Source organism: Caulobacter sp. DWR3-1-2, assembly GCF_049896225.1.
GTDB lineage: Bacteria > Pseudomonadota > Alphaproteobacteria > Caulobacterales > Caulobacteraceae > Caulobacter.
The window spans coordinates 88,877-115,793 of record NZ_JAFCTW010000010.1 but is presented as its reverse complement, the minus strand read 5'-3'; the positions used below and the strand labels follow the sequence as shown (position 1 = coordinate 115,793).

At 62.5% G+C, this 26,917-nt stretch carries 20 protein-coding genes and 1 pseudogene; 16 read left to right on the top strand and 5 right to left on the bottom strand.

Annotation, left to right across the window (positions count from 1 at the left end):
• The first annotated feature begins 40 nt into the window (after nt 1–40).
• Both ACP696_RS14795 and ACP696_RS14790 read left to right on the top strand, forming a co-directional pair.
• Nucleotides 41–1,093, top strand: a complete 1,053-nt coding sequence (locus ACP696_RS14795; protein WP_426043967.1) for a type III polyketide synthase — start codon at nt 41–43, stop codon at nt 1,091–1,093.
• Entirely contained in the window at nt 1,090–1,599 is a 510-nt protein-coding gene (locus tag ACP696_RS14790; protein WP_426043966.1) for an isoprenylcysteine carboxyl methyltransferase family protein, read from the top strand. Before ACP696_RS14795 ends, ACP696_RS14790 begins: the two co-directional genes overlap by 4 nt.
• A gap of 32 nt (nt 1,600–1,631) precedes the next feature.
• Here ACP696_RS14790 and ACP696_RS14785 read toward each other — a convergent pair whose 3' ends face one another.
• Entirely contained in the window at nt 1,632–2,015 is a 384-nt protein-coding gene (locus tag ACP696_RS14785; RefSeq protein WP_426043984.1) for a DUF305 domain-containing protein, read from the bottom strand.
• 203 nt (nt 2,016–2,218) lie between these two features.
• Nucleotides 2,219–2,875 carry a TetR/AcrR family transcriptional regulator gene (locus ACP696_RS14780; RefSeq protein ID WP_426043965.1) on the bottom strand — a complete coding sequence of 219 codons (657 nt, stop codon included), beginning with the start codon at nt 2,873–2,875 and terminating at the stop codon, nt 2,219–2,221.
• 225 nt (nt 2,876–3,100) lie between these two features.
• On the opposite strand from ACP696_RS14780, the gene ACP696_RS14775 reads away from it, so the two are divergent.
• The 7 genes from ACP696_RS14775 to ACP696_RS14745 all read left to right on the top strand — a co-directional run bounded on the left by ACP696_RS14775 (nt 3,101) and on the right by ACP696_RS14745 (nt 16,893).
• Entirely contained in the window at nt 3,101–5,638 is a 2,538-nt protein-coding gene (locus ACP696_RS14775) for a TonB-dependent receptor (RefSeq protein WP_426043964.1), read from the top strand.
• 81 nt (nt 5,639–5,719) lie between these two features.
• The gene (locus ACP696_RS14770; protein WP_426011341.1) at nt 5,720–7,537 is read left to right on the top strand and encodes a flavin-containing monooxygenase; all 1,818 of its coding nucleotides are present in this window, start codon (nt 5,720–5,722) and stop codon (nt 7,535–7,537) included.
• Nucleotides 7,538–7,539: 2 nt separating this feature from the next.
• Nucleotides 7,540–8,328, top strand: a complete 789-nt coding sequence (locus ACP696_RS14765) for an SDR family oxidoreductase (protein WP_426011342.1) — start codon at nt 7,540–7,542, stop codon at nt 8,326–8,328.
• Nucleotides 8,329–8,342: 14 nt separating this feature from the next.
• A complete protein-coding gene (locus ACP696_RS14760) occupies nt 8,343–8,717 on the top strand; it encodes a hypothetical protein (RefSeq protein WP_426043963.1) in 375 nt (124 codons plus the stop codon).
• 434 nt (nt 8,718–9,151) lie between these two features.
• Nucleotides 9,152–12,820, top strand: coding sequence for a PAS domain S-box protein (locus ACP696_RS14755; RefSeq protein WP_426043962.1), 3,669 nt, complete (start codon nt 9,152–9,154; stop codon nt 12,818–12,820).
• The gene (locus ACP696_RS14750) at nt 12,817–13,197 is read left to right on the top strand and encodes a response regulator (RefSeq protein ID WP_426011345.1); all 381 of its coding nucleotides are present in this window, start codon (nt 12,817–12,819) and stop codon (nt 13,195–13,197) included. The genes ACP696_RS14755 and ACP696_RS14750 overlap by 4 nt, the downstream gene beginning before the upstream one ends.
• Before the next feature lie 114 nt (nt 13,198–13,311).
• The gene (locus ACP696_RS14745) at nt 13,312–16,893 is read left to right on the top strand and encodes a CheR family methyltransferase (protein ID WP_426043983.1); all 3,582 of its coding nucleotides are present in this window, start codon (nt 13,312–13,314) and stop codon (nt 16,891–16,893) included.
• A gap of 8 nt (nt 16,894–16,901) precedes the next feature.
• On the opposite strand, the gene ACP696_RS14740 is transcribed toward ACP696_RS14745, so the two are convergent.
• Nucleotides 16,902–17,087 (bottom strand): hypothetical protein, encoded by a 186-nt coding sequence (locus ACP696_RS14740; protein WP_426043961.1) that lies wholly within the window; start codon nt 17,085–17,087, stop codon nt 16,902–16,904.
• Nucleotides 17,088–17,383: 296 nt separating this feature from the next.
• Here ACP696_RS14740 and ACP696_RS14735 point away from each other — a divergent pair, with 296 nt between their 5' ends.
• The 5 genes and pseudogenes from ACP696_RS14735 to ACP696_RS14715 all read left to right on the top strand — a co-directional run bounded on the left by ACP696_RS14735 (nt 17,384) and on the right by ACP696_RS14715 (nt 22,227).
• Nucleotides 17,384–17,965: a chemotaxis protein CheB gene (locus ACP696_RS14735; RefSeq protein WP_426029656.1), complete on the top strand. Its 582-nt coding sequence runs from the start codon at nt 17,384–17,386 to the stop codon at nt 17,963–17,965.
• A gap of 175 nt (nt 17,966–18,140) precedes the next feature.
• Nucleotides 18,141–18,614, top strand: a pseudogene (locus ACP696_RS14730) (transposase); the annotation flags it as partial.
• Between the two features lie 267 nt (nt 18,615–18,881).
• On the top strand, nt 18,882–19,295 hold the full coding sequence (locus ACP696_RS14725; RefSeq protein ID WP_426043960.1) for a hypothetical protein: 414 nt from the start codon (nt 18,882–18,884) through the stop codon (nt 19,293–19,295).
• 1 nt (nt 19,296) lies between these two features.
• Nucleotides 19,297–20,898, top strand: coding sequence for an RAD55 family ATPase (locus ACP696_RS14720; RefSeq protein WP_426011350.1), 1,602 nt, complete (start codon nt 19,297–19,299; stop codon nt 20,896–20,898).
• Nucleotides 20,899–21,072: 174 nt separating this feature from the next.
• A complete protein-coding gene (locus tag ACP696_RS14715) occupies nt 21,073–22,227 on the top strand; it encodes a sensor histidine kinase (RefSeq protein WP_426011351.1) in 1,155 nt (384 codons plus the stop codon).
• Between the two features lie 63 nt (nt 22,228–22,290).
• Here ACP696_RS14715 and ACP696_RS14710 read toward each other — a convergent pair whose 3' ends face one another.
• The gene (locus ACP696_RS14710; protein WP_426011352.1) at nt 22,291–22,545 is read right to left on the bottom strand and encodes a CBS domain-containing protein; all 255 of its coding nucleotides are present in this window, start codon (nt 22,543–22,545) and stop codon (nt 22,291–22,293) included.
• Nucleotides 22,546–22,922: 377 nt separating this feature from the next.
• On the opposite strand from ACP696_RS14710, the gene ACP696_RS14705 reads away from it, so the two are divergent.
• Both ACP696_RS14705 and ACP696_RS14700 read left to right on the top strand, forming a co-directional pair.
• A complete protein-coding gene (locus ACP696_RS14705; RefSeq protein WP_426011353.1) occupies nt 22,923–24,929 on the top strand; it encodes a protein-L-isoaspartate(D-aspartate) O-methyltransferase in 2,007 nt (668 codons plus the stop codon).
• 332 nt (nt 24,930–25,261) lie between these two features.
• On the top strand, nt 25,262–25,393 hold the full coding sequence (locus tag ACP696_RS14700; protein WP_426011354.1) for a hypothetical protein: 132 nt from the start codon (nt 25,262–25,264) through the stop codon (nt 25,391–25,393).
• Nucleotides 25,394–25,934: 541 nt separating this feature from the next.
• Here ACP696_RS14700 and ACP696_RS14695 read toward each other — a convergent pair.
• The gene (locus ACP696_RS14695) at nt 25,935–26,186 is read right to left on the bottom strand and encodes a hypothetical protein (protein WP_426043959.1); all 252 of its coding nucleotides are present in this window, start codon (nt 26,184–26,186) and stop codon (nt 25,935–25,937) included.
• Nucleotides 26,187–26,917: the final 731 nt, after the last annotated feature.

Sequence of the window (26,917 nt, the reverse complement as noted above, 5' to 3'; positions counted from 1 at the left end):
CGCGCGTCCGCCGCCGCGAGCGCCTGGTCGGAGTTGCATCATGCCAGCCCCCGTCGCCTTGCTGTCGCTGTCGACCGCGTCGCCGCCCCATCAGATGCCGCAGGGCCAGGTGGCCGAGGTCGCCCGGAGGCTTTTCGAAGGAAAATTTCCGCAGTTTGACCGGATGGCCAAGGTGTTTGAGACCGCCGGGATCAGCACGCGCCAGTCGATCTTGCCGATTGAATGGTACCTGCAACCGCGTTCCTGGCCAGAGCGGACTGCGGCCTATCTGCACGGCGCCGTCGAACTCTTCGTCGAGGCAGCTCAGACCGCGCTCGATGAGGCCAGATTGAAGGGGGCTGATGTCGACATCATCGTCACCGTCTCCTCGACGGGCATCGCCACGCCAAGCCTTGAAGCCCGGGCCATGGCGCGCGTCGGTTTTCGGTCCGACGCGGCGCGAGTCCCGGTGTTCGGCTTGGGATGCGCGGGCGGGGCCACCGGCCTGGCGCTGGCGAGCCGCCTGGCCAAGGCCACGCCGGGGGCAGTCGTGCTCCTGGTGATCGTCGAGCTTTGCACCTTGGCCTTCCGGCTCGAGGACCTGTCCAAGGCCGACATCGTGGCCACGGCGCTGTTTGGCGATGGCGCGGCCGCCGCTGTCCTGCGCTGTGACGAAGGCGGCTTTGCTCATGTGGAGGGCATGGCCGAGCACACCTGGCCGGGTACCCTGGACATCATGGGCTGGCGCGTCGATCCCCAGGGGCTGGGCGTGATCTTCGCCCGCGCCATCCCGCCGTTTGCCCGCGCCAATCTGCGGCCGGCCATGATTGAAATGCTCGCAAGCCAGAGACTGGGTCTGGAAGACGTCGATCGTTTCATTTGCCACCCGGGCGGCATGAAGGTGATCGACGCCATGGAGATGGCCCTGTCGATGGAGCAGGGATGCCTGGATCACGAACGTGCGGTGCTTCGCGACCACGGCAACATGTCGGCTCCGACGGTCCTCTATGTTCTTGATCAAGCGCGCCGCGCCGGCCTTCCGGGCAGGTCGGTCGTGACCGCCTTGGGCCCGGGCTTCACATCAAGCACCGTCACCTTGAGATCTGCGGCATGACGCTGTCGATCATCGTTCTCGGCCTGGTGACCGTCCAAAGACTGGGCGAACTCGTGCTCGCCAATCATAACACCCGCCGTTTGCTGGCCCGAGGCGCGGTGGAGACGGGGGCAGAGCACTATCCGCTCATCGTCATCCTGCATGCGGCATGGCTGGCAGGACTGTGGCTGCTGGCCTGGAACCGGCCGACCAACCTATTGTTGCTGGCGATCTTCATCGCGCTGCAATTGGCGCGGGTCTGGGTGATCGCGACCTTGGGCGATCGCTGGACGACGCGGATCATCACCTTGCCTGGGGCGGATCTCGTGCGAAGGGGACCATACCGCTTCGTGTCTCATCCAAACTACGTGGTGGTCGCCGCCGAGATCGCCATCCTTCCCCTGACTTTCGGCTTGCTCGGCTTCGCCGTCCTGTTCTCGTTTTTGAACGCCGCTGTCCTGTGGATACGCATTCGCAGCGAGGAGCGCGCGCTCGCGTCGGCGACCCAGGACCGGCCGCGCTCATAGCCGCGCGCACGTGGCGCGAAGATCTGAGTGTCCTAGCCACCGTGCTTGCGGACATAGGCCTCGAGATCGGCCTTGGCCTTGGTATTCTCGTCCACCGTGGCTTGGGCCAGCCTGCGGGCTTCGGGATCATCGCCGGTCTTCAGCACGCTTTGGCTCATGTCGATGGCGCCTTGGTGGTGAGCGATCATCACCTTGGCCCAAAGGACATCGATGTCGGGCGCGCGTGCCGACATCATGCCGCGGCTCATGCGCATGCCGTCCGATTTCAGCGCTTCAGCGCCGGCCTTGTCGCGGGGTGATTTCATCTGTGGTTGAGCGCCAGGGGTTGCGTGGCTGCTCATGGATTGGGCCATGGCCCAGTCGCAGCTCGCACTCAGCAAGGCCGCCGTCCCTAAAACGCGTAAGATCGCTCGCATTTTTTTTATAACCCTGAAACCCAAGGACTGGCCTGCCGGAAGCAGCATTGTCGTCGTTGGTAAGAATTTAGAGCGCCAAGCCGATATTTGTTGCGCCGGCGGAGGGATTATCTCGACCTCGTCCAAGCCGGCGCTTCGACACGGGAGCGGCCGGTCAATTGCGGCGCCCCATAGGGCGCGCGCAAAATCCGGCCCAGACATTCCTATGGCGAGCCCTGGTCTGAGGTGTTGCTGATCTCCAGTCCCTGGAACGCCATCGCGCCGATGGCCGCCATCAGGCGATCTGGCGTCAAACCCTCTATTTCGGGCACCCATTTGGCCAGCCAGATCAGCATGCCAAGCATCAGATTGACCACCAGCTGCGCCTCGCAGCGCATGATCGAGCCGTCCTCCATGCCATCGGTCAGGAAGCGCTCCAGGTGGCCTTTCAGGAGATCACCCCACTGGGTGATCTCGCGACTCTGATCGTCGTCGAGATAGGAAAACTCCCCATAGTAGAGCTGGGGGCCGTTGCGCGCCGAGTCGCACAAAAGGACGTTGAAAAAGAAGCGCAGTTTTGCCGCGCCCGACCCGCTGGTCTGATCAGCTGAGGCCAGCAGCGCGGCAAACCGTTCCAGGGATTGGCGATGGCAGGCGAAAACCAAAGCCTGCTTGTTGGGAAAATAATAATAAAGCGCGCCTTCGCCTAGATCGAGCGTCGCGGCGATCTCCGCCATCGTGGTGTTGGCGTAGCCCTTAACATTGATGATTTCGATCGCGGCTCGAAGGATCGCGTCGCGCTTCTTGGCCGACTTGCGGCTGTTGGCCAGAGTCCGGGGCTGATCGCGGGCAGCGGGCTTCAAGGCGCTGAGCTTGTTCACGGAAGGCTATCCATCGGCCTTGGTTTAGCGGCCCAGCGAGGCCTGATGCAAGCAAACTTAAATTTTGAGCTTGTGTTGAATTATTGAGGTCTGCTTTAAATTAAGCCTGGATCGAAGGGCGTAGCATAACGCCACGGTCCGGGAGGGAACCCACGGACGCCCGCCACTCGTCGCGCCGTCGTCCGCGCAAAAGCCGATCAAGGCTGCAATCGAGGGAGGACTACCGTGAAGAAGCTTCAGTTTCTGGGCGTTTCATTGGCCGCGCTGATGGCCGCCAATACGGCGTGGGCTCAAGCTCCGGCGCCCGCTGCGCAAGCTGCGCCGCCCGCCCCGTCTGCATCAACGGTTGAGGAGATCATCGTCACAGCGACCAAGCGCGAGCAGACCTTGCAGGACGTGCCAATCTCGGTGGCCGTGACCGGTCAGCAGACCATTGAGCGGGCCCAGGTGCGCGACCTGATTGACCTGCAGTCGGTCGTACCTTCGCTGAAGGTTTCTCAGCTCAACGCCGTAAGTCAGACCAACTTCATCATTCGCGGTTTTGGCAACGGCAACGGTAATGACGGCATCGAAAGCTCGGTCGGGGTTTTCATCGACGGCGTCTATCGCTCCCGCTCGGGCTCGGCCCTGGACGACCTGCCTGAGGTCGCGCGCATCGAGGTGCTGCGTGGCCCGCAATCGACGCTGTTTGGCAAGAACGTCTCGGCCGGCGCGATCAGCATCGTGACGAAGCAGCCTTCGTTCGACTTCGGAGGCAAGGCCGAGGTCAGCCTCGGCAATTACAGCCTTCGCCAGTTCAAGGGCACGATCACCGGGCCTATCGCCAAGGATCTGGCCCTGCGCGTTTCGGGCAGCGTCAACAAGCGCGATGGCTACTCGCATAATCTGACCACAGACAACGACGTCAACAATCGCGATCGCTGGTCATTGCGCGGCGATCTCTTGTGGGAGCCCACAGACCAAACCTCGGTGCGGATCATCGCCGACTACAACAAGATCCACGAGGTCTGTTGCGCGGTGTCGTCGATCTATAACGGTCCCGCCACCCAATTCGTCGGCGCGCCCGCACCGTTCGGCCTTGGCAAACCGGTTGGCGATCCCTCGAAGGTCTTTTCCCGCGATATCATCTTCAACACCGATCCGGACAATCGCCTGACCGGCAAAGGGATTTCGGGGCAGGTCGATCAGGATCTAGGCTTCGCCGCCCTGACCTCGATCACCGCGTATCGCAAACAGACCACCCAATCAGTACAAGACGTCGACTTCACCGGCGCTGATTTGGCCAACAAGGCAGACGGCAACGACATCAAGACCTTCACCCAGGAACTACGCCTGGCGTCCAAGGGCGACGGGCCGTTCAGCTGGCTGATCGGCGGGTTCTACCAACACGAAAAACTCCAAACCGGCCGGACGATCAACTATGGGCGCGACATTCGCGCCTATGGCGATGGTCTAAGCGGCCAGGCGCCCGCGAGCCTGATCGGCGCCCTGCCGCCGGCCCTGCGGCCGGCCCTGACCGGCCGTTCGAACCTCTACGCCCTGGAGTTCCTGCAAAGCCTGGTCACCCCTTCCATCGTGCCCGGTAAGACCTATTTCCAGGCCGGCCAAGGCATCGACGATGACTATGCGATGAAGCAGACCTCGTACTCGATCTTCGGCCAAGCTGACTACAAGGTCACCGACAAGCTGACGATCACCGGCGGGTTGGCCTATCTGAACGATGACAAGCAGGCCACCTCGGGTGTGGTGCTGCGCGATCCGTTCTCGGCCCTCAATCTGAACGCCGTGCCGCAGTTCATCGCCCTGGGCCTGCCAGGTAATATCTACGCGCCCCTAGGCGGCCTGCAGTTCTACTACGGCAACACCCCCAACCACGGGCCGGTCAACTTCCCCAACGCCGCAGAGTCCGGCCAGTTGAAGGGCGACAAGGTCACCTACGCGGTTCGCGCCGCCTACGACTTTGGCTGGATCAACGCCTATCTCAGCTATTCCACGGGCTGGAAGGCGGGGGCGTTCAACCTGTCGTCCGACAGCCGACCAGCGAACGCCAATGGCGTCGGCCGCACGGCGGCTCCCGAGAATGTCAGCGTTTACGAGGCGGGGCTGAAGGCCAAGTTCCAGGGCGGCTACCTCAACCTCGCGGTCTTCGACCAGTCGATCAAGGGCTTCCAGTCCAACGCCTATACCGGGATCGGCTACAGCCTGGTCAATGCCGGCGAGGAGTCGGTCAAGGGCTTCGAGGTCGATAGCGCCTGGCGGCCGACCAGTTGGCTGGCCCTGACCGGCTCGGTCACCTATCTCGACCCCACCTATGACAGTTTCACGGGCGCAGCTTGCGTCAACTATGACACCACCCGCTGTCCGGTGAACCCGGCGACGGGCCTGCGGCCCAACTTCCGCGACCTGACCGGCGATCGGCCGGCCGGCATCGCCAAGTGGAGCTATTCGACCTCCGCGACGCTGTCGCACGACTTGGGCCGGGGCTTTAGCGGCTATCTGCGGGCCGAATATGACCACACCAGCAAAACCCAGCTGACGGAGACCACGCCGCCCAGCCTATCGACCTGGGGCCAGAACCTCGTCAACGCCAGCCTGGGCGTGGTTCACGCCGACAGCCAGGTGGAAGTCATGCTCTGGGCGCGCAACCTGACCAAGGACGACAGTCTGATCGCGACGTTCCCGACGGTCGCCCAGGACGGCAGCTACAGCGGCTATCCCAATGCCCCACGCACCTATGGCGTGACGGTGCGCAAGACGTTCTGACCTACCTCGGAACGCACCTGCCGCCCGGCTCATCCTTCCCGAGCCGGGCGGCTATTTTTCCCATTCCTCGACGGAACCAAGATGTCTGAGCCCGACGAAACGCCCCAAGCCAACGCGCCGGACATGGCCGCCCTGCGAGAGCGCTATCGCCAGGAAAAAGATCGGCGGGCCAGTGCGGGCGACCGCCGCTACCTAGACCTCAGCGGCGACCTTTCGCACCTATTGGCAGACCCCTACGCCGCGCCTGTTGCGCGCGGCCCCGTCGATGACTCGGTCGATGTGCTGGTGGTCGGCGGCGGCTTCGGCGGCCTGCTTTCGGCCGCGCGCTTGAAAGAGGCGGGCGTCGCCTCGGTGCGGATTGTCGAGGTCGCCTCCGATGTTGGCGGGACCTGGTACTGGAACCGCTATCCCGGCGCGGCTTGCGATATCGAGTCCTACATCTACTTCCCGCTCTTGGAAGAGACCGGCTACATGCCCGCCGAGCGCTACTCCAAGGCGCCGGAAATCCGGGCCCATACACAGCGCATCGCCAAGCATTTCGGTCTCTACGACAATGCTCTGTTCTCTACCCAGGTCACGGCCCTGGACTGGGACGACCAGGCCGCGCACTGGGTCGTCGCCACCGATCGCGGCGACACGATCCGCGCCCGCTTCGTGGTCCTGGCCACCGGTCCCCTCAACAAGCCCAAGCTGGCGGCGATCCCCGGCGTCGAGACCTTCAAGGGCCACAGCTTCCACACCAGCCGCTGGGACTATGACTACACCGGCGGCAGCTCGACGACGCCGCTCGACAAGCTAGGCGACAAGCGCGTGGGGGTGATCGGCACCGGCGCGACGGCGATCCAGTGCGTGCCGCCCTTGGCCGCCAGCGCGCAACACCTCTACGTCTTCCAGCGCACGCCCTCGTCGGTCGATGCGCGCAACAACAGCCCAACCGATCCGGCTTGGGCCGCGAGCCTTCAGCCGGGCTGGCAACAGGCGCGGATGGAAAACTTCACGGCCCAGATGGCCGGTCACCTGGCCGACGAGGACATGGTCGCCGACGGCTGGACCGTCCTGGCCCGGGCGATCAAGAAAATGTTCGCGGAAGACCAGGGCGCCGACTTTGGCCAGCTGCTCGAGCGCGCCGACATGGAAAAGATGGTTCAGGTGCGCGCCCGTATCGAGGACCTGGTCGAGGATCCGGCCACCGCCGAGGCCCTGAAGCCGTGGTTCAGCCTGTTCTGCAAGCGGCCCTGTTTTCACGACGGCTATCTGGGCGTCTTCAACCAACCCAACGTCACCCTGGTCGACACCGCCGGACGCGGGGTCGAGAAGATCACCGAGACGGGCGTGGTCGTGGACGGCCAGGAATATCCGCTCGACTGCCTGGTGTTCGCCACCGGCTTCGAGGTCGGCGGCGATTTCGCCAAGCGCTCGGGTTTTGATCTGCGCGGCGTGGATGGCCAGTCCCTGTCGGACAAGTGGGCGCAGGGGCCGGCCACCTATCACGGCATGCACAGCCGCGGCTTTCCCAACTGCTTCATCATCAGCCAGGCCCAGTCGGGCATGTCGCCCAATTTCCCCCACATGCTCAGCGAGCAGGCCAAGCATCTGGCTCACATCATCGGCCATTGCGTCCAGACAGGCGTCGCCACCGTCGAGGCTTCGGCCCAGGCGCAGGACGACTGGGTCGATCAGATCGTTCAGACCAGCGCCGACCGCATCAGGAAGCTCGAGACCTGCACGCCGGGCTATTACAACAACGAAGGTCGCCCCTCGATGGAGACCGCCCGGGCCCTCCCGCACGGCGCGGGCCCGGTGATGTTCATCGACATGCTGCGCCAATGGCGTGAGAGCGGCGATTTCGCCGGCCTGGAACTCGACGGCGCCCCCGTGCGCGCCAAGGAAAGCGTTTGACCATGACCGAGCAAAGCGGCCGCAAGGCCATCTTCATCACCGGCGCGGCCTCAGGGATGGGCCGCGAAACCGCCCTGCTGTTCGCGCGCCAGGGGTGGTTTGTCGGCGCCTATGACGTCAATGCCGAAGGGCTCGTCTCCCTGGAGGCGGAAATCGGCTCCGGCAACGGTCTGTGCTCGACCCTTGATGTCACAGATCCAGAGGCCTTCGCCACGGCGATGACGCGGTTTGGCGAGGCCACGGGCGGGCGCCTGGACCTGATGTTCAACAATGCCGGCATCGCCGTGGCGGGCCTCTTTGACGAGGTCGCCTGGGAGGACATCGTCAAGGTCGTGCAGGTCAATCTGCTGGGGGTGATGATCGGCGTGCGCGCCGCCATTGGCCTGCTGAAGGTGACGCCCGGTTCGCTGTGCCTGACCACCTCCTCGTCATCGGCGATCTTCGGCACGGCCGGTATCGCCACCTATTCGGCCACCAAGCACGCGGTGCGCGGGCTGACCGAGGCGCTGTCTATCGAATTCATGCGCCACGGCGTTCGCGCCGCCGATCTCCTGCCGGGCCTGATCGACACTCCGATCCTGTCGGACACGATCAAGGCGATGGCCCCGCCCGACGGGATGTGGCGACTGACGCCGCCCTCCGAGGTCGCCCAGACCGTCTGGTCCGCCTACCACGGCGACAAGCTGCACTGGTATGTGCCCGAAGAGCTCAAGGCCTTCGACATACAGGCCACCGCCGAGCCAGAGGTGGTGCGCCAGGAGCGCGCGGCCCTGGCGGCTTTCCGCGAGTAGAGAAAGGCAAACCGATGTCGATCCTCGAAGCCTCCGCGCCGATTTCACCACCTGTTGAACGACAAGACCGGGCTATAGCCAACCTTCACATTGGCTTCGGCGCCCAGCGTGAAGCCTTCGCGGCCGATCGCTATCCGTCCCGGCAAGAGCGCAAGCGCCGCATCGAAGCCCTCATCGGCATGATGCTGGCCAATCGCGAGGCCATCAGCGGGCTTCCGATCGCGGCTTTATCCGCAGACGGACGGGGAGGCGGGGCAGACAGTATAGCGCGCACCTGTCTCTACCGCCATCAGCCGCACGCAGGGCGGCGGTGCATCTCGGCAATCAGAGCGAGAACACACCAAAACATGCCCTTAGTTTGCGACGGCGATCTGAGGTTCGAATCGTGATCGTCGCACCTACGCTATGTTGCGCCTGGGTATCCCAGACCTGCCCCGGAACCGCCGAAGCTACGCCAGGAGCTGCCCACTACGATGCGACACGGAGACTTGCTGGCCGTCAGAACTGGGACGTTTTCATCGTCTGAGAAGGGGCGAAAAAGTGGACTTGGCGCCGGTGCAAACCGACAAGCCCATCGACAAATCGCAAGATGCACTCTGGCAAAGATCTGAGCGCGGACGAGCGGAGAGAGAAAAAAACGTAGACTCTTTTTAGATACACGGCGAGGACTCCAATAGTCACCTGGACGGGAGGCCCGGCATGCCGACCTTAGAACCTGAAGTTAAAACGGTGGCTGTGACGATCGTCTCGGCAAGGTCACGTTAGTGCAACTTGAGCTACACAGCGGCGTTTCGCAAACGTGAAAGAGCACGCGGGCTACGACATGGATGCCGTCATCATAACCGGCGATCTCGATCGCCGGCCGTCTAGGGTGTCCGACTTCCAAGCTGAAAATCAGGCGCTCAACTCGCTTGCCGAAGCGATGAACAACAGCCCCGACACGGTGTTTCAACACCTGGTCGAGGTGGCGATGGAACTGACAGGTTCCGATTCCGCAGGGATCAGCCTGCTGGAGCCTGGTGGCGAGAACGGCGCCTTTCGCTGGGTCGCGACAGCCGGAGCCTGGTCGCCTTATCGTGACAAAACGATGCCGCGTGAGGCCAGCCCGTGCGGTGAAGTCATTGCGCGGGAAGCGGTCCTGCTGATGAAGAACCCCGCACGATTGTTCCCGGCGTTGCTACAGGCAGAACCCGGCATCAGTGAGGGGCTGTTCGCTCCGTTTTACATTAGCGGGGTTCCGGTCGGCACGGTATGGACGATTAAGCATAGCCCCAACAATCATTTTGAGGCTGAAGACGCTCGCATCATCAAGAGCCTGGCTCGTTTCGCCTCGGCCGCACATCAGACAGTGCAGGCTCTTCAGTTGGCAAAGTCCTCCGAGCAGCGGGCCGAGTTGCGTTTCCAGCAGCTAGTCACGCTGGCGGAAGTCAGCAGCGAGTTCTTTGGCACGTGCGACATGGAGTTCATGCCGATCTACGGCAACGCTGCGGCAATGCGAATGGTCGGACTAACCGATCTGGAACAGGTTCAGAGAACGCCGCTGCAGGAGTTTTTCTTTCCCGAAGATCTGGCCTTCATCACTGAAGAATTATTGCCGCGCGTGGTGCGTGAAGGTCAAGCCAAGGTCGAGATTCGTTTTCGCCATTTCGTCACAGGTGAGCCAGTCTGGGTCGATTACAGCCTTGTCGTCCTAAAGGACGAGACGGGGCGAGCGACTGGCTTGGGTACTGTCACTCACGACCTTACCGAACGCAAACGAGCCGAGGTCGCGCTTCGGGTCAGTGAGGCGCGGTTTCGTGCGCTTGCAACGGTCGGATCATCCTCAATCTATCGGATGAGTCCGGACTGGCGCGAGATGCGCCATCTCGACGGGGCCGCCTTTCTTGCTGACAGCGACGAGCCGACTGCCGACTGGGTTGATACCTACATTCCGTCCGATGAGCGTCCGCGCGTCCGCGAAGCGATTCATCGGGCGATCGGCGCCAAGGATGTCTTTGAGCTGGAGCACCGCGTGCTGCGCGCGGACGGTACGGTTGGTTGGACGTTTTCGCGCGCTATCCCGCTTTTCGACGACGTTGGGGAGATTTCCGAATGGTTCGGGGCGGCGACGGACGTAACCGCGCGCGTTAAGGCGGATCAGAGCTTCACACGGTTGTTCCGTGCATCACCAGCACCGTTCCTGGTCGTCAAGCCCGACGCGCCGCGCTTCACCATCGCCGAAGTCAACGACGCCTACCTGTCCGCTACCATGCGGACGCGCGACGAGGTGGTCGGGCGTGGGATTTTCGAGGCCTACCCCGATAATCCGTCCGACGAGACGACTGGAAGCGTGAGCACCTTGCGGGCCTCGCTTGAACATGTGCTCGCTTCACGACAGCCAAACACACTGCCCCGCCTGAAGTACGACGTCGCGCGGTCAGATGGCACATTCGAGGAACGCTGGTGGAGCCCAGTCAACTCAGTGGTGCTCGATGACGACGGCGAGGTGGAGGCCCTCATCCACAATGCCAACGACGTGACCGAGGAGCGCCGGGCCGCAGTCCTGTTGCGCGAAAGCGAGGTGCGGCAGACGTTTCTGCTCCAGCTGAGCGACGCTCTTCGTCCGCTTTCCGACGCGGCTGAAATTCTCGCTACCACAACTCATCTGCTGGGCAAGCACATAGGCGCGGACCGAGTGATGTATGCTGAGGTCGATGGCGAACTCGGCGCGGAGACAGGGACCATACGCGGCCAATATGTCCGGCCATCGAGTGGGGGGACGCCGTCAGCCGCGCCCTTTCCGGAGCGCTTCGCATTCTGTCCTTTTGGCACGCATACAATGGCCGCACGCCATCGTGGCGAAACGCTGGTCGTTGCAAACATCGACACCAACCCTGGCTTCGCCGATTTGGAGCGAACGGCTTGGGCCGTCGCCGACGTGCGGGCCGCCGTAGTCGCGGCCTTGGCCAAGGGCGGCCGACTGGTGGCCGAATTTGGCGTGCACGCCACGGCTCCTCGCGATTGGACCAAGGCGGAGGTTTCGCTCGTTGAAGAAGTCGCCGAGCGTAGCTGGGCAGCGGTCGAGCGCGCCCGCGCCGAAGCAGCGCTGCGAGACAGCGAGGCCCGCTTCCGCGAGTTCAGCGAAGCTTCTACCAATATCCTCTGGATTCGGAATGCGGCGACGATGCGGATGGAGTTCGCTAGTCCGGCGTTCGATAGGATTTATGGAATTGCGGGTCCCGATCGGGGCGGCGACCCCGGTTTGCGGGCCTGGGCTCGGCTGATCGAGCCGAAAAGTCGCAAGACCGCGCTGGCTAACTTTCGGCGGGTTCGCGCCGGCGAGCGGATCGAGGCGGAGCTTCAAGCCAGACGGGCCACAGACGGCTCGCTGCGCTGGGTCCGTAACACCGACTTCCCGATGTTTGATGCGGCAGGGCGCGTAACGCGGATCGCGGGACTGGGTGAAGATATCACTGACCTGAAGGCGGCGGAACATGCGCTGGCAGACGCCGAAGCGCGCCAACGCACGTTGATGGAAGGCATTCCGCAACTTGTCTGGCGGTCACGCGACGAGGGGCTCTGGACCTGGGCAAGCCCGCAGTGGCTCGAATTTACGGGGCAGGGGCAGGAGGAGAGCCACGGAATGGGCTGGCTCGACACCGTTCACGTAGATGATCGCGCGGCGACCACGCTCGCCTGGGAACAGGCTCGGTCGCACGGGAGGCTGGACGTGGAATACCGCGTGCGGCGAGCGGCCGATGGGGCGTGGGTATGGCACCATACCCGCTCTGCCCCGGTGCTCGACGCCGAGGGACGGATCTTGGAATGGCTTGGCACTTGCACCGACGTTCAAGACTTGCGCGAGTTGCAGGAGCGACAAAAAGTGCTGGTCGGCGAGCTCCAGCACCGCACCCGTAACGTCATCGGGATCGTCAGATCGATTGCGGAAAAGACTGTGCGGGAGAGTGCCGACCTGGCGGATTTCCGCGCCCGGTTCACGGACCGGCTCGACAGTCTCGCGCGAGTACAAGGCTTGCTCTCACGCCTGAACGAGCATGATCGGGTCTCCTTCGACGAGCTGATCGAGGCCGAACTCTCAGCTATGGATGCGGCTGGAGAGCGGGTGACGCTGGTGGGGCCGGTAGGCGTTCGTCTGCGCTCCTCGACAGTTCAGACCTTGGCCATGGCTCTTCACGAGCTGGCTACCAATGCGGTCAAATACGGCGCCCTCGGCCAGGCCTCGGCTGGAGCGCGCTTGGCCATCACCTGGTCCTTGGAGCCCATCGGACCCAAGGACCAGCCGTGGCTTCACGTTGATTGGCGAGAGAGCGGTGTCCAGATGGCGTCGGATGGAGCGCCGCCGCGAGGCGGGGGCCATGGGAGGGAGCTGATCGAGCGCGCCTTGCCCTATCAACTCGGCGCGAAGACCAGCTACTCGCTTGGACCGGATGGCGTGCATTGCACGATCTCGATGCCGGTCTCGGCAGACGAACCGGTGGGAATGCAAGTATGACTGAGCGGACACTGAGGGACTGCCACATACTTGTTGTTGAAGACGAGTATCTGCTCGCCGACGAACTCGCCACAAACTTGAGCGATGCCGGCGCCGTGGTGATTGGACCGGTTGCGACGGTTGAGGACGCCTTGGCGTTGATTGACGCCGAGCCGCGCATCGATGGCGCCGTTCTTGACGCGAACCTACAGGGTGCGTTGAGTTTTCCCGTGGCTGACCGGCTGCTTGAGCGCGGCGTGCCTTTTGTCTTCACCACAGGCTATAACAGGTCCATGATTCCGAGCCCCTACCGAGAAATCGTCCGATGCGACAAGCCCGTGGATTTAGCTCAGGTAGCGCGCGTCATCGGAAAGGTGATCCACTCGGAGGCCAAGTAATGGCCGCTTGAACGAGGCTGAGTGGCGTCGCGTGAAACCGACCAGATCAGCGCGCTTCACAGATCATCTGGGCAACGTCATTGCATTGACGGCAGTGCTGACCGATTGTTAGGTATGGCAAAGCGTCGATCATCTTCACCTATCCAGCCTGCGGTTCCTCCGCCGTCAGCCGCTAAGGTGCAGTCGGGCGGCGGCGCAATCGATAGCGGCCCCCCGCGGGTAGATCATCTGATCGTAGGCATCGGCGCCTCAGCGGGCGGACTTGATGCTTTCCGGGCATTTTTCGCGCAAATGCCAGCCGATAGCGGCATGGCCTTTGTCTTGGTCCAGCACCTGGACCCGGACTACAAGAGCGCCTTGGCCGAAATCATTGGCGAATGCACCGCGATGCCCGTGGTGCAGGCCTCCGACGGAACGGTCGCCGCCCCGAACACCGTCGCGGTCATTCCTCAAAACGCCATCCTGAAGATCGAGGCTGGCGTCTTGCGAGTCGCCCTCCCGGAAAGCCCGACGGCGCGACGGTCCTCCGTCGACACCTTTCTCGTGTCGCTGGCAGACGATCAGGGTGAAAACGCCGTCGGGATCATCCTCTCGGGCTACGGGAGCGACGGGACGATTGGGATCGCGGCGATCAAGGAAGGGGGGGGGCTGACCCTAAGCGAAGCGGCGTTCGACCACCGCGCAAAGTTTGGGATGCCGCAGAGCGCCACCGCCGGCGGCTTTGTTGACTACGTCCTCCAACCCGAGGAGATGCCTGCACGCCTGTTGGAGCACCGAGACTTCAAATCCCGAGAGGCGATCCATGGCCTCAATGAAACCGCCGAGCCCGGCCGGGTCAACCACCTGATGACCATTTGTGCGGTGCTCAACAGCCGCCTGGGTCGCGATTTTGGGCAATACAAATCCAGCACGCTGATGCGTCGCGTTCGCCGGCGAATGCAGGTGCTCCATATCGAAGACCCGGCCGAATATATCGCCCAGCTACGCAGTCTGCCGAATGAACCCGAGCTGCTGTTCCGCGAGATCTTGATCGGCGTAACCCGCTTTTTCCGCGACCCAGCCATGTTTGATGCCTTGGCAGCGACAGTCTTGCCGGACTTGATCGCCAACGGCGGTGCTGAAGGACCGATCCGGGTATGGGTCGCTGGCTGTGCGACGGGCGAGGAGGCCTATTCTCTCGCTATCCTGTTCCGAGAAGCGTTGGCCCGTGCGGAGTCGCCACGAAAGGTAACGATTTTCGCCACCGATATAGATGATCGCGCCGTCACGGTTGCCCGGGCAGGCCTCTACAGCGATGCAATCGAGGCAGATACCACAGTCATCCGACTCGAGCAGAATTTTTGTAGAGAAGGCCAACGCTATCGCGTCGCGAAACACATTAGAGAAATGTGCGTTTTCTCAACACATGACTTAGTTAAAGACCCGCCGTTTTCGAGGCTCGACATGGTTACTTGTCGAAATTTGCTAATCTACTTTGAGTCTCCGCTACAGCAGCGCGTCATTGCAACCTTTCATTATGGACTTAAAGCCAATGGCCTCCTTTGGCTCGGCCCTTCAGAGACGATCGCCGCGAGTGGGCGTCTGTTTAAGGCGTTCGACAAGCGCAGCAAAATCTTCAGGCGTCTCGACGTCGCCCCCGAAATCCCGCGCCCCAAACCAAGTAGCCGAATGAGCCCAGCTTCTCCTTCTCAGCGAACCGCTGAGCCCGACAACATCGACGCTCAAGCAACGCGGATGATCGCGCAATACGCGCCCGCCTATATCGTTTTCGATGGCCAGCACGAGATCCAGCGGTTCTCGGGACCGGTCGAAAAGTTCATGCAGCCAACAACCGGCGGCGCCAGCCTGAATCTCTTCCGGATGCTGCACGCTCAGTTGCGGTCACCCGTACGCAGCCTCATTCGCAAGGCGCTCGAGCAGCAGCGTCCGGCCCAGGAATACGTCACCTTCCAGGTGGCCGGCCAGCCGCACACCATCAATCTGATCGCTGAACCGATGGCGGAGCCGGCCGGGGGGCAGCGATGTTTCTTGCTGGCGTTCCAAGAGCTGACGTCGGCAGCGCCACAAGCTGATTCCGCGAAGCCTGATCAGCCCGTCGCGGCTGCGGATCCGGAGCATAGCGAACTGATCACGGCACGCGAAAAGCTGCAGACCATCACTGAGGAACTGGAGACGGCGAACGAGGAATTGCAGAGTTCCAATGAAGAGTTCCAATCCGTCAATGAAGAATTGCATTCGACTGTTGAGGAATTAGAGACTTCGAAGGAGGAGTTGTCGTCGATCAATGAAGAGCTCCAGACCGTAAACGCAGAGTTGAATAACCGCGCGGACAGCTTGGTGCGATCCAACAGCGATCTCGCCAACCTGTTCGATAGTACTTCGATCGCGACGCTCTTCCTCGACAATGAATCACATATTCGGAGGTTCACCCCGGCGATCACCGAGATTTTCAATGTCCGGGAAGGGGACGAAGGTCGCCTCATCAGCGATTTTTCATCCCGCCTGGCCGGCTCCGCCCTGACCCAAGACATCGTCACGGTGCTGCGTGATCTGGGCTCGATCGAACGCGAGGCGGAGTCTGAGGACGGCGCCGCGACCTATCTGGTTCGCGTGAAGCCATATCGTGACCTGAACAATGTCATCGACGGCGTCGTCATCACGCTCATCGATATTTCCGACCGCAAGAAGCTTGAGCGGGACCGGGCTCACCTTGCCGCCATTGTCGCGTCCTCTGAGGACGCGATCATCAGCCACGATCTCGAGGGGACGATCAGAAGCTGGAACGCTGGCGCGGAGAAGATTTACGGCTATACGGCGAGTGAGATGATTGGGCAGCCGATGTCGACCTTGCTGGACGACGTGCAGATCGACGAATGGCCGACCAATCTGGCCCGCCTACGGCAGGGCGAGCCCATTACCGACATCGACATCAGCCGGGTCACCAAGGGCGACCGGGTCATCTACGTATCACTGAACATCTCACCGATGCGCGACGCGCAAGGCGTTATCATTGGAGCCTCGGCCGTGGCGCGGGACATCGCCATGCGAAAGATGGCGGAAGAGCGCGCTGAGATGCTGATGGAGGAACTCGATCATCGTGTGAAAAACATTTTGGCCGTTGTCTCGTCAGTGGTCACTCAAACGCTCAAGGCAGGGGGCACTGCGGAGGCTGCGGGAGCCGAGATTGAAGGTCGGATCCAGGCAATCTCGCGCGCTCACGGCCTCTTGACCGAACTTGGCGGCGTGGAGGGGTCGCTGCGCGGGCTCGTGGCGACGGAGTTACAGCCTTACCAGCACCGCTCGAACGTCACGATGTCGGGCGAAGATGTTGTGCTTTTATCGAGGGCAAACCTGAGCGTGGCGTTGGCGATCCACGAACTGGCGACAAATTCGGCCAAATACGGAGCCCTTTCGACCGAGGAGGGGCGCCTTAACGTCACCTGGCGCGTTGTTCGAGTTGATGGGAAATCAGAGCTCGAAATCATGTGGCTAGAAACCGGCGGCCCGCCCGTTACTCCCCCCACGCGCCGGGGCTTCGGAACCAAGCTCATCGAGCTTAGCCTGGTTCGAGGACTGAAGGCCAAGGTGGATCGGGAGTTCCTTGCAACCGGGGTCCGGTGCCAAATCTCGGTGCCGTTTACCGAGGAGATCGGTCGCGTCCTTTCCGCAGCGGGTTCTGAGACGCCATCTCGATGACTGGTGGTTTAGCCAGATTGCGTGTGCTCGTGGTCGAGGATGAGCCTCTGATCGGGATGGACATAGAGGACGCCGTTGCAGGACTTGGTCATGAAGTCGTCGGTCCGATAGCCGAGCTCGATGAAGCCTTGAACGTAGCCACCATCGCGACGCTCGGTTGCGCAATTCTCGACATCAATATCATCGGCGGCCATTCCTATCCCGTCGTTGACATACTTCTAAAGCGTGGCTTGCCAGTCTTGCTGCTGAGCAGCTACCGCGCCGAGACGCTGCCGGTGCGACTGCACCAAGAGTCGCGCCTTCCCAAGCCCTTCACGAGCACGCAACTGGTCGAAGAAATACGAGATCTGTGCGCCAGGGCCGTAGACTCGAGTCGTTAGAGGCCCGGGCCCCTTTGCTAGGAGGGGGACGACGATCAAACTAGCGGCGTTGGCGCGGGGCTCGCTGAGGTAGGCATCCGCTTTCGGCAACTTGCATAGGTGGCTAGGTTATGGCGAAGGACTTCCCGGTCGTTTGTGTCGGCGGCTCAGCTGGCGGTCTAGAGGCCTATATCCGGCTACTGAAAAATCTGCCGAGCGACCTGGGTGTGGCGGTCGTCATCGTCAATCACATCCGAACCGTTGCCACCAGGCTGCACCAAATTCTTCCGAACTCCACGCGCATGCCCGTGGAGTTGATTTCAGACAGGCTGGTCGTCCGCCCCAACTGCGTGTTCATCATCCCAGAAGATCGTGATCTGCACGTCCTGAACGGGGAGTTTCGACTAAAGCCAATCTCGAAACCAAGGGGTTGGCCCGACGTCATTACGGTCTTTCTGCGCTCGCTGACGGAGAACTGGTCCGGCCAGCTGATCGCGGTGATTGTCTCGGGCTATGACGGAGACGGGGCAGCCGCATTGTGCGGGATAAAGGGCGTCGGCGGGATCACGATCGCTCAGAAACTCGACACTGCCGGTCAGCCCGACATGCCGCAAAGCGCCATCGACAGTGGCTGTATTGATTTCGTTCTTTCCCCGGAGGAAATCGCACATGAAATTCGGCGGATTGCGGACGGGGACCCGGTTATCCGCTGACGCCTCCATCCTGGGCGACGGGCGACGGGCGCCGTGGCGACGCCGATGTTCGGGTCGCCGCCGGGGATGCGCTAGAGCATTTCACGGCCTGACTGGGTCAGGCCGTGAGCTCCAACCTTCTGTTTTGACGCATTTTTCTTGACGCGAACCGGAACCACTTCGCTCGAAAAATGCTCTAGTGGCGGTGATGGACTGGGCGATGAGGAAGGTGCTGTCCTGGCGGCTGTCCAACAGCATGGACGCCGAGTTCTGCATCCAGGCCCTGGAGCAGGCCATGGCCCGTTACAGGCCGCCAGAGATCTTCAACACCGACCAGGGCAGCCCGTTTACCTCGCCCCGCTTCGTCGACGTGCTGAAGGACGCCGGCGTGCGGGCCTCCATGGACGGCCGCGGCCGCTGGATAGACAATGTCTTCATCGAGCGGCTCTGGCGATCGCTGAAATACGAGTGCGTCTACATCCATGCCTTCAAGACCGGATCGGAGCTGCGGGCCGGCCTGACCAAGTGGATCGGCTACTACAACACCAACCGGCCCCACTCGGCCCTTGCCGGGGCCACCCCCGATGAGGCCTATGGGCAAATCCAGGCGCCGCCCTGTCCGGGGCTCGCCCCGGATAGGGCCAACCTCGAGCACAAACTGGCGGCGTGATCTGAACCTGAACCAACCTTAGCCAAGCCGCCAAACCGTGCGGAGAACCGGCGCCACCTCAGACCCTTCCGGCTTCAACCCGAAGCCCGCTGTTTGTCTAGGGCAGCACTATAATTAGTAGTCCGCGTTTTAATGGTGCAAGGTGAAGACTGACCTGTCCCGAGGCGGCCGTAGTATGTCAACGAAGTCAGCTGGACGCTCAATGCCCTCACCTCGATCGCGAGCAAGGTTTTCTCTGAATAGCGCCGCGTTCGAGCATGTTCCTGAATGAACCGAACTACTCCGAAGCTGCGTATCTACGCTGAGCGTCTCATCGCCTATGAGATGGGCCAAAATGCGTATTCTAAATCAAAACCCACTGCGGGCTTTGTCGTCATAGAGACGTTGAATCCACATTTTGGCGCACTCATGGGCGCCGCAGGGTTTCGCGCGCTCATTTCGCGCGCCCTCGTGCTGGCTAGCGCGGAAGTTGCTTGGCTGAGTGATCTGAATGTCAAAGCGGATTGCTCTTTCGAAGGGCTGAACCAAGTTGAAGCCCAAGCGAACCCAGAAGAAATCGCTACTGGCGGGCTTGTTCTGCTTGCCCGGCTGCTAGGGTTGCTAGTAACTCTCATTGGCGAAAATTTAACACTGCAGTTGTTGAACAACGTCAACGGCTTTCAGTTGGTCCCGGAAGACTAAGATGGCAAAGAAACCTAACCCCGCAGCTACCCGCAAACTGACGGACAACGCCGCGAGCCAACCGGCAAAGGTCGCGATCCGTAAACTGCCGACCGGCGTTCGCGGCCTCGACGACATCATGGGCGGCGGCGTTCCGGAATTTTCGTTCAACGTCATCGCCGGCCTGCCCGGCTGCGGCAAGACCACGATGGCCCATCAGATCGTTTTCGCCAACGCGACGGCGGAAAAACCCGCGCTCTTCTTCACCGTCCTCGGTGAGCCCGCCATAAAAATGTTGCGCTACCAACAGCAGTTTTCATTCTTCGACGGATCCAAGTTGGGAAAGGCCGTCCGCTTCATCAATCTCAGCGACCTGGTGTTGAATCAGAACCTGGATGCGGTCCTTGCTGAAATTATCAAGCAGGTCACAGCGACCAATCCGGGCGTCGTGGTGGTGGACTCCTTTCGCACCGTGATGCGCAAACCACAGGCCGCCGCCGGTGAAATGGAGATGCAATCGTTCATTCAGCAGCTCACTCAGTTTCTAACCAGTTGGGAAGCCACGACGTTTTTGGTCGGCGAATTTGGGCAGGAAGAGACCCAAGGCAATCCGCTGTTCACCATCGCTGACGGCCTCTTCTGGCTTTCGCAGAAGGTGGAAAGAAATTCCGTGGTGCGAAAACTGCAAATCCTGAAAGTGCGCGGGTCCGGTTCGGTGCCGGGACTGCACACCGTCCGCATCAACGACGACGGGTTGCAAGCCTTCTCGCGCACGCTGGGATTCATCCCCAAAACGGGGAAGCCGGCCAAGCCCCGGCGGCTTTCAATGGGCATTCCCGATTTGGACAAGATGATGGGCGGCGGCGTTCTCGAAGGCGACAGCCTGCTCATCGCGGGGCCGTCGGGAACGGGCAAGACGGCGCTGGCCACCCAATTCATCGCCGCGGGGCTGCGCAATGGCGAGCCGGGGATCATGGCGATCTTCGAAGAACGACCGAAAGGCTATGCCGATCGCGCCGACGGCTTTGGTTTGAATTTGAAGACGCCGCTGGAGAAGGGAAAGCTGGAAATCATCTACCTTCGTCCGCTCGACCTTTCGGTGGATGAAACCATGCAAGAGATTCTCGACGCCGTCGAAAGGGTCGGCGCGAAACGTCTGGTGATCGATTCTTTGGTCAGTCTCGAGATGGCGCTGGCGCCCGGTTTCCGCGAGGACTTTCGCGAGTCGCTGTACCGGCTGATCGTGGCGTTGACGGGAGCCGGGGTCACGATTCTCAGCACCGTCGAAATCGAGGATACGTTCACCGGGTTTTCCTTCAGCCATTACACGATCTCGTTCCTGACCGATGACATCATCAGGATGCGCTATGTGGAAATCGACGGCCAGCTACGGAAGGTCATGGTCGTGATCAAGATGCGCGGCGGCAATCACAGCAAAGACATCCGCGAGTATGTCATCACCGACAAGGGCGTGGTCGTCATCCAGCCGCGATCCACCGACTATGACGGACTGACCACCGGAATTCCCACGCGAACCGGCCCGAGCCCGGCGCAAAAAGCAGAGCCCCCTCCGGAGCCGAAGGCTGGGGCGAAGCCGAAGGCGAAGGCGAGGATTGTGAAATAGAAGCCTGGCAGCAAATAGACTTGAGGTCCGGTCTCTGGCAGGCCATCCGGGCCGCGCTTACCCTCGACAGGAGGGGGGTAGCCAAGCCTAGCCGCCCGTTCGATTTTCCGGCGCTGCCTCACGGTTGTGGTATACACGTTGGGAGACGAGCCTCTCGTCGGGCCGATGACCCAAATGACTGAAGCCACGCAGTTCCATAAAAATACGATCGCGATGAACGAGGCGCTGATCCTCAGTTCGTTGCGCCAGCAAGAATTCGTCGACACAGCAGACGCATTGAACGTTAGACTGCAACTCGAAATCACTGAGCGAAAGCTAGCGGAGGCAACGCTAAGCGCGAGCGAGGCGAGATTTCGGATGCTCTTCGAGTTCATCGACGAGGGCTTCTGCACACTCGAAAAGCTCGTTACCCGCGCCGGCGCGCCCAGCGACTTCCGCTACCTCTCCGCCAATGCCGGTTTTGAGAAACAAACTGGTGTCGGCGGCGTCGTCGGCAAGACCATTCGGGAAGCGTTTCCTGACGAGCCCCAGGAGTGGTTCGACACCTACGACGCCGTCATGGCGACGGGAGAGCCGATTCGTTTCGAGCGCGAGCTGGCGTCGCAAGGGCGGACACTGGAGTTGTTCGCTTTTCGCTTCTTGGATGGGGCCGTCCTGAAAATCGGTGTGATCTTCCTCGATGTGAGCCTGCGCAAACATCATGAGGAGCAGCAGGATCTGCTCCTCAAAGAGATGGATCACCGGGTCAAAAACCTGTTCGCCATCGTTGGGGGAATGGTGGCGTTGAGCGCCAAGTCGGCGACCACGCCCAAGGAACTGGCCGAGACAATTCAAGGCCGGCTCGGCGCGCTCGCCAGCGCCCACCAGTTGATCAGACCGCGGCTTGCGGCGGCCCCGGCCGAAAAGCGGGAAACCACCTTGGGCGAATTGGTCCGGCACGTGCTCTCGCCCTACGTCGATCCGGCGGGGACGGGCGAAGGCGCGCGCACCGAAATCGACGGGCCGGAGATCGCGATCGGCGCGGAGGCCGCCACGAACGTCGCGCTCGTCGTGCATGAGTTGGCGACGAACGCAGCCAAGTACGGCGCCCTCTCGGTCCCCGGCGGGCGTGTCCGCATTTCGTGGGCGGTGGCCGAGGGCCGCCTCGCTCTCTCGTGGCAAGAGAAGGACGGACCCGTGATCGAGGCCCCGCCCGACCGAGAGGGCTTCGGCAGCGTGTTGGCCCGCAGAAGCGTCAACGGGGGGCTCCGCGGGGACCTGATTTTCCACTGGAATCCCGATGGGTTGGTGGCCCTTCTTTCAGCAGAAACGGAACGTTTGGCACTTTGAGCGCTTACCCGTATGCGACGTTTTCCAACTTCGCGTCGCGGCGCCTTAATTGCTCAACCACTATCAGTCCTCGTGGCCGAGGATCAGCCGCCCATTGCCTTGGACATGACGCTCGTCGTGGAGGGCGCCGGCGGCAGAGTTCTCGGTCATGGCCCGGACTGCCATGTCCCGATCGGTGAACATTCCCACCAATCGGTCGTTCTCACCGACCGGCAAGAGACCGGCGTCGTTCTCCTTCATGGTCCGCGCCGCGTCCCCGATGGTGTCGTCCAGCGCGCAGACGCGCACATCGGTGCTCATGCATTCGCTGACGTTCATGTCGATTGTCCTTCGCTGACCAGAACTGCCTGATGAAGCAACCGTTCAGACACTTGAGAGACGACAACATGGATCAGTACACGTTTCGATAGAGCGGAGGTCGAGGCGGACCTGTGTCTTGCCTTGGCTCGGTGGCCTCGCGAAAGCCACCAGGAGGACGTCATGAACAGGCACTTGCCTCGGGCCGCGCGCCCAACACGCTGCCGGCCGGCATCGGCGGGCAGCGGCCGCTTGAGGGACGCGACCATCGCTGGTGAGGCCCCGGACATTCTGAAGGGCGAAAACACGGTGGAGGGCGGTGTCGAGAACAACGCCGGTCTCGTCGGCGGCGTCGATTCTGATCAGCGCCGCCGAAGCAAGTCCCTGAGGGTTCCGCCATGTTGGATCTGACCCATGCCCGCGAGTTGATGGTCGATCGCCAGATTCGGCGTCGCGGGGTGAATGACGACTACGTGCTGGCGGCGATGAGCGAGGTCCCACGCGAGATCTTTGTGCCTGAAGGCCTGCAGGAGTTCGCCTATGAAGACTCGCCGCTGCCGATCGAAGCCGGACAGACCATCTCCCAGCCCTATATTGTCGGGCTGATGATTCAGGCCGCCGCGATCCGTCCGGGCGACCGGGTGCTCGAGATCGGCGCCGGGTCAGGCTATGCGGCAGCGGTGATGAGCCGAATCGCCGACCAGGTCTTCGCCGTCGAACGCCACGACGCCCTCACAGAACTCGCCCGAGAGCGCCTGCAGCGTCTGGGTTATGACAACGTCGAGCTGCGCACCGGCGACGGCACGCGTGGCTGGCCCGAGGCGGGACCGTTCGACGCGATTCTGGCGGCAGCCGGCGGTCCGGCGATCCCTCAGGCGTTGAAGGACCAACTCGACCTGGGCGGGCGTCTGGTCATGCCGGTAGGCGAGAGCCAAGCCGAGCAGCGCCTGGTCAAGGTCACCCGGGTCAGCGCCAGCCATTTTGAGGAGGACGACCTGGGCGGGGTCCGCTTCGTTCCGCTGATCGGCGAGCATGGCTGGCCGGAGGCTAAGAATGAGCCCCGCCGGGACGCCGAGCCACGCAGCTTCCGCAAGGTTGAGCCGGAGCCTTCAATCTCGGCGCTGATCCGCGCGGCCGCCGAGCCGCTGCCAGACCTCGACGACCCTGCCTTCGGCCCGCTGTTTGACCGTTTCTCCGAGGCGCGCGTGGTGCTGCTCGGCGAGGCCAGCCACGGCACCTCGGAATTCTACCGCGCCCGCGCCGCCATTACCCGCCGGTTGGTCGAGCATCACGGCTTTACGATCGTCGCGGTCGAAGCGGACTGGCCGGATGCGGCCAGCCTGGATCGCTACGTCCGCCAGCGCCCGTCGCCGACGCATGCGCAGCCGCCATTCCGGCGCTTTCCGACCTGGATGTGGCGCAACACCGATGTCGAGGCCTTCATCGAATGGATGCGCGGCTGGAACGAGGGGCGGCCGGCTGAAGCGCGCACGGGCTTCTACGGCCTCGACCTGTACAATCTGTCCGGCTCGATCCAGGCCGTGCTGGATTACCTAGACCGGGTCGATCCCGAGGCGGCCAAGGTCGCGCGCGAACGATATGGCTGCCTGACGCCCTGGGCCACGGAGCCGCAGGGCTATGGTCGCATGGCTTTGACCGCCGGCTACTCGCGGTGCGAACAGGGCGTGGTCAGGACCCTGACGGAGATGCTGGAGCGACGCCTCGAGTACACCGCCCAAGACGGCGACAGCTTCCTCGACGCCAGCGCCAACGCGCGGCTGGTCAAGAACGCGGAGGCCTACTATCGCGAAATGTATTACGGCGCCGCTGCGAGCTGGAACCGGCGCGACACTCATATGTTCGAAACGCTTTGCGCCATCCTCGACGCCAAGGGACCGGACGCCAAGGCGGTGGTCTGGGCCCACAACTCGCATATCGGCGATGCGTCCAAGACCGAAATGGGCTTGGTCCGGGAAGAGCTCAACATCGGCCAGCTGTGCCGCGAGCGCTTTGGCCGCGACGCCGCCCTGATCGGCCTTGGAACGCATGCCGGCACGGTCGCCTGCGCCAGCGACTGGGGCGAGCCGATGGAGGTCAAGCCCATCAACCCTTCACGACCCGACAGCTACGAGCGCCTGGCCCACGACAGCGGGGTCAGACGCTTCCTCCTCGACTTGCGCGAGGGTGTGCATGAACCGCTGCGACAGCTTCTGCTCGCTCCGAAGCTGGAACGCTTCATCGGCGTCATCTACCGGCCGGAAACCGAGCGCTGGAGCCACTATTCGGGCTGTTCCCTGCCGCAGCAGTTCGACGCCTGGGTCTGGTTCGACGAGACTACTGCTGTCACGCCCCTGCCCACGCGCCAGTTGGAAGGCGAGGACGAAACCTGGCCGTTTGGTCTCTGATCAACCCGACCTTCTGATCCGACGAGGAAGAGAGGCCTGCTGTGTCTCAACGGCAGGGCTCCCCTCAGCAACGGCTCCCGCGTGACGACGACACGGGGGGTGTCAGGATGAGTTTTTCGGCTCGTGCAACAGGATCTTGAGCGAAAACCGGCGGCTGAGATCATTCCGAATTTGGCTGGCCGCTGTGTGGGTCTAAGCCTAGAGCATTTTTCGAGCGAAGTGGTTCCGTTTTGCGTGAAGAAAAATGCGTCAAAACAAAAGATTAGAGCTCACGGCCTGACGCAGTCAGGTCGGGAGATGCTATAGACGCAGTTAAGGCGACGGCAGATGTAGTGACGCTCGCGGACCATGGCACGGGCGCCGTCCACGCCGAAGGGCCGGACAATATCAACAGCATCTTCGACCGCATGGCGCGCGGCGAGATCGAAGGCCGGTTGGCGCTGGACTTCGATGATCGGCTGTGAGCGGCGTAAGGACGATCGGCGCTGGACTGGTCGCCATCTTGGTCCTGGGCATGGCGGCCCAAGCTTCGCCAAACCCAAGCCGCTGCGGTCTTCGCAGACGTTTTGGCGCCAGGCGATCGCCCAGTGCGATTGCGGGATCTGCCATGCCGTGGACGCCCGGCCCAGCCCGCTGGCCGATGCGCCGCCGTTCGCGACCTTGTATCGGCGCTGCCCGCCAGGCGGTCTTGACCAGATCCTGACCGAAGGCATGCTGGCGCCCAGCCGCAACCCGGGGAGGGCTCTGCCGAACGCCATCCGCGCTTGCCGACGGTCGAACTGGGTGACGAGGAAGTTGCTCAGTTGAAGGCCTCTCTCCGGAGCCTTGATCCTCGGCCTGGGACCAAGCTGCGGAAGGCGGCGCATTGAGAAGCCGTCTCGCGGAGCGCCGACAGCGCCTGCGGCGGCCAAGTTTTTTTCCCGCGATTGAGCAAGATCAAGTTCATCGGCGCGGCGCGGCGAGATCATCGGACAACGAACAGGAGGTTCGCGTCATGACCGTTCTTCAACTGGCCTTCGTCATCTTGAATGTCGCCGCATTCGCGACCGTCGTCCTGACCTTGAGCGCGGTGTCGGTGCAGGCCGCCGCCGGCGAAGGGACGGTCATGCGCAGGTCAAAAAGGCCCTGGGACGGGAGAACCGAACGATGACCCGCCGGCCTTCCTTCAAGCTTCAAGCCGCTTTGGTCGCGGGTCTTGTCGTTCTGGCCGTGGCGTCGGCGGCCGGCTGCCAACTGCGGCAGTTTCGTCAGCCCCATCACGAGCCAGCCATTCGGCCGCTGAGCGTTCGCTAGCCCTAGGACGTCCAAGGAGCCTTCCCGATGCCTATCCTTGCGGACATGCCCATCGACGCCCCTCGGATCATGGGGCGCGACGGGTGAAGCGACGATCGGCGCGGCGGTTATGCCTTGACCCGCGCTGGATCTTTCCAACCGTCGCGCTGGCCGCTCCGCTGGCGAGCGGCTCCTCGGCTTCGCTGTTGCAGTTTCGCCCTGCTCGCCTGAGGCGGCTTAACTAGCGGCTTCGGCGCCCTGCTGGCCATCCGCGATGCGCCCAACGGCCAGAGCCTCACCCTGGTGGTGCTGGTCGTGGCTGGGGCGCAGGCCTTGGCGCTGCTGGCCCTCGCCAGCCTCGCGACGACTGCGGGATGGCGCGCGCGAATACGGGCGCTGCTTTCGCTTTGCGGGCTCTTGGCCTTGGTGATCCTGGCCGTCAACGCCATGCCCGACTGGCGCAGCCTCGGGGCCGCCTTGGCGGTGGCGCTCGATCGGAGTGTCGCGCACCAAGATAGGGAACCAGGGGGAAATCGGAGAGTTGAGTGGAGGCGCCGCTTGCCCTGAGCGATCCCGCTTGTGGCGTCCAACTCGCTTATGGCCTCGTTTTATGGCCTGGTTTCAAGGAACGCATCGAGGCAGCCTCCAAGACGGCCGGATTGCCAATGAACCGTCTTCTGCTCGTGGCCCTGGCCTCCGTTAGCATGACCGCCGCC